Below are 3,378 nucleotides of genomic sequence, written 5' to 3'. Positions count from 1 at the left end.
GCCTCGAAATCGACTATGCCGCTTGGACTCATACCGCCAAACTAGCGGCAACCACCGACAAAAATGATCACTCGTGCGCGCCGTCATGCGGTTGCGCATCAGGGGACCCGCCCATCATGTGCACCATCGGCAACCCTCCGGACGTGACGAACCGGATGATCAACAGCGCCGCGACGATCAGGAACGCGATGTTGAGCCAGGTGGTGTAGTTCCACGAGATCGTCGCTTCCATCACCGTGGCGTTGCGCTGTTTGGGGATGAGACCGGTTGTGCCGAAAAGCAATTCGACCACATATCCGGCCGCGACCATGGCGGCATAGAAGGTGCCCAGCAGTGTCAGCATCATCCTGGTGCCGTAGTACTTGCGGTAGATGTTCAGGATCGGCACGATCAGCAGGTCGGCGTAGATGAACGCGATGACGCCGCCGAAGCTGATGCCGCCGTTCCACAGCACCGCCGCCAGCGGCACATTGCCGATCGAGCAGACGAAGGACACGATCGCCACGATCGGCCCGACGAGCGGCCCCCACACTGCCGACCAACCGGGATGGCCGGCCAAAAAGAAGACCTGCCAGAACTTTTCGGGCACCCACGCCGCGATGGCGCCTGCGATCAAGAGGCCCAGAATCAGGTCCCGCAGGATGGCCAGCCACTCCATGACGAAGACGTGCGAGACCGACGTCAGGCCCTCGGTCGAGAAGAGCCGCTGCCAAAACGAACCTCCCCGTTGGATGGACATGTCCATGGCGGCATGGCCTTCCATCGAGCCGGCGATTCCCCGCTCGGCCTGCTCGCGTGCGGCGTCGACGAGGCGAGACCGCACGAACAGCCGGAACAGGACCGCAAGCACGACGATCATCAGCGGGCCCCCGACGAACTCGGCGGCGGTGAACTGCCAGCCCATCAGCAGCGCCAGGATGATGCCCAACTCCACCACGAGGTTGGTGGAGCCGATCTCGAAGGCCATAGCCGCAGTGAAGTTGGCGCCCTTGCGGAACAGCGATCGGGCCAGGGCGACCGCCGCGTACGAGCACGACGACGACGCCGCCCCCAGCCCGGCCGACACCGCCAGGGTGCGGGGCCGGTCGTCGCCCATCAAGGCCACGATCGTCGAGCGACGCACCACCGCCTGCACCACTGCCGACAGGGCGAAGCCCAGGATCAACGCCCACAGGATTTCCCACGTCATCGAGCCCGCCAGCTCCAAGGCGTGCCCGACCGCCGCTAGCACCCGCACTGGGTCCTCACCTTCGGTTGTTGATGGCTTTGGAGTCGCATCCGCTCGCCGAACATATACCCCCATGGGGTATACGTCAAGCGGTGGAAGGGCTGGTCCGCCTACGGCGGTGGCAAGGTGGAACCTAGAATCGCTGCAAAAATGCACGGGCGCCCCGATTGGCCGGGCACGACAAGGTCTGGGCTACGCCACAACGGCGGGCTTGGGCAAAGAGATATCGACGGAACAACCTCGCGGAGTGACCAAGCCCGCGGCAACGGCGTGAATGGGCGCTTCTCATGAACTTCACTGACCACCAGCTGGCTGACCGCGGCGTTTTGGGGTGTTTGAGGTGCCGTGATGAGCAAATCCCCGACACACCGGCCGCGCCACCGTTGTCACAGAGGTAACACCAGGCACACTAGTAACAACATGATCTTTTTTAAGACGCCAGGAGGGTATCGCCGTGTACCGAGTCTTTGAAGCGCTGGACGAATTAAGCGCCATTGTCGAGGAAGCCCGTGGCGTTCCGATGACGGCCGGCTGCGTGGTGCCGCGCGGCGACGTGCTCGAGCTCATCGATGACATCAAGGATGCGATCCCCGGCGAGCTGGATGACGCCCAGGATGTGCTCGACGCGCGGGATTCGATGCTGCAGGATGCCAAGTCGCACGCCGAGGGCATGGTCTCGTCGGCGACCACCGAGTCGGAGTCGCTGCTCAACCACTCCCGCGCGGAGGCCGACCGGCTGCTCTCCGACGCGAAGGCCCAGGCAGACCGGATGGTGAACGAGGCGCGCCAGCACAGCGAGCGGATGGTAGCCGAGGCTCGTGAAGAGTCGGTTCGCATCGCCACGGCGGCGAAGCGCGAGTACGAAGCCAGCGTCGGGCGCGCCCAGGCCGAGGTCGATCGGCTGATCGAGAACGGCAACATCTCCTACGAGAAGGCCGTGCAAGAGGGCATCAAAGAGCAGCAGCGGCTGGTGTCGCAGAACAACGTCGTCGAGGCGGCCAACTCCGAGGCCACTCGCCTGATCGACACGGCGCACGCCGAGGCCGACCGGCTGCGGGGTGAGTGCGACATCTACGTCGACAGCAAGCTCGCCGACTTCGAGGAATTCCTCAACGGCACGCTGCGGTCGGTGGGCCGCGGTCGCCACCAGCTCCGCACGGCGGCCGGCACGCACGACTACGTGACCCGGTAACGGTCCGATTCGATGCGGCTCGGCCGAGCCGCATCATGGCTGCGCGCTGGCTTTATGCGGTCCGCGCCGTAGGATTTCTGTTATGACGCGGCAGCACAGCACCACGGCTCAGCGGCATCAGAACTCGCCGATGAAGGTTGACATTTCCCGGCTCGGGCGTCGTCCCGGTGCGATGGTCACCCTGCGGGAGACCGTGCCCAGCCCCTTGCGAATCGGGCTGGACATGATCGCGATCGAGGTTGGAGCTCCGCTGGAACTCGATCTGCGGATCGAGTCGGTATCGGAGGGCGTCTTGGTGACCGGGACCGTCACGGCCCCAACCGTCGGCGAATGCGCGCGCTGCCTGACCTCACTCGACGGCCGAGTGCAGGTCGGCTTGACCGAACTGTTCGCGTATCCGAACAGCACGACCGAGGCGATCACCGAGGAAGACGAAGTCGGCCACATCGTCGACGACAAGATCGACCTCGAACAGCCCATCATCGACGCGGTCGGATTGGAACTCCCATTCGCGCCCGTCTGTACGGACGACTGTCCGGGACTGTGCCCCGAGTGCGGTGTTTCCCTGGCGGCCGAGCCCGGTCACCAGCACGACAACATCGACCCACGATGGGCCAAGTTGGCCGGCATGTTCACCCCGGAGACGGACACGTCGCGGGGTGAGCGGTGACCTCGCGTGAAGTGCTGCTCGACGCGCTCGGGGTCCAGCTCTCCGATGACCTGCTCTCGCTGGCGCTGACGCATCGCAGCTACGCCTACGAGCACGGCGGGCTGCCGACCAACGAACGGCTGGAGTTTCTCGGCGACGCTGTGCTGGGCCTGACCATCACCGACGAGCTCTACCACCGCCATCCCGACCGTACGGAAGGCGACCTGGCCAAACTGCGGGCCAGTGTGGTCAACACCCAGGCGCTGGCCGACGTCGCGCGGAACCTGTCGTCCGGGAGTCTCGGTGGTT

At 64.9% G+C, this 3,378-nt stretch carries 4 protein-coding genes; 3 read left to right on the top strand and 1 reads right to left on the bottom strand.

All coding sequences use genetic code 11. The features are described from left to right. Window positions 1–67: 67 nt before the first annotated feature. Entirely contained in the window at window positions 68–1,303 is a 1,236-nt protein-coding gene (locus tag JOZ00_RS01505) for a permease (protein WP_293338739.1), read from the bottom strand. Between the two features lie 379 nt (window positions 1,304–1,682). Between JOZ00_RS01505 and sepIVA the strand changes: the two genes are divergently transcribed. From sepIVA to JOZ00_RS01490, 3 genes are all read left to right on the top strand, one after another. Further along, window positions 1,683–2,420 (top strand): cell division protein SepIVA, encoded by a 738-nt coding sequence (gene sepIVA, locus JOZ00_RS01500; protein ID WP_293338737.1) that lies wholly within the window; start codon window positions 1,683–1,685, stop codon window positions 2,418–2,420. 82 nt (window positions 2,421–2,502) lie between these two features. Next, a complete protein-coding gene (locus JOZ00_RS01495) occupies window positions 2,503–3,090 on the top strand; it encodes a DUF177 domain-containing protein (protein ID WP_293338735.1) in 588 nt (195 codons plus the stop codon). Beyond that, on the top strand, window positions 3,087–3,378 hold a 292-nt coding region (locus JOZ00_RS01490; RefSeq protein WP_293338733.1), incomplete at its 3' end, for a ribonuclease III domain-containing protein. The genes JOZ00_RS01495 and JOZ00_RS01490, both read left to right, overlap by 4 nt.

This window comes from Mycobacterium sp., from assembly GCF_019243155.1.
Lineage (GTDB): Bacteria > Actinomycetota > Actinomycetes > Mycobacteriales > Mycobacteriaceae > Mycobacterium.
Note: the sequence above shows the minus strand (reverse complement) of the source record. Positions and strands in the feature narration are given on the sequence as shown.

Excerpts from the sequence above, each read along its gene's own strand:
- JOZ00_RS01505 (WP_293338739.1), bottom strand. The coding sequence starts at position 1,303 with ATGGGGGTATATGTTCGGCGAGCGGATGCGACTCCAAAGCCATCAACA.
- JOZ00_RS01495 (WP_293338735.1), top strand. The coding sequence starts at position 2,503 with ATGACGCGGCAGCACAGCACCACGGCTCAGCGGCATCAGAACTCGCCG.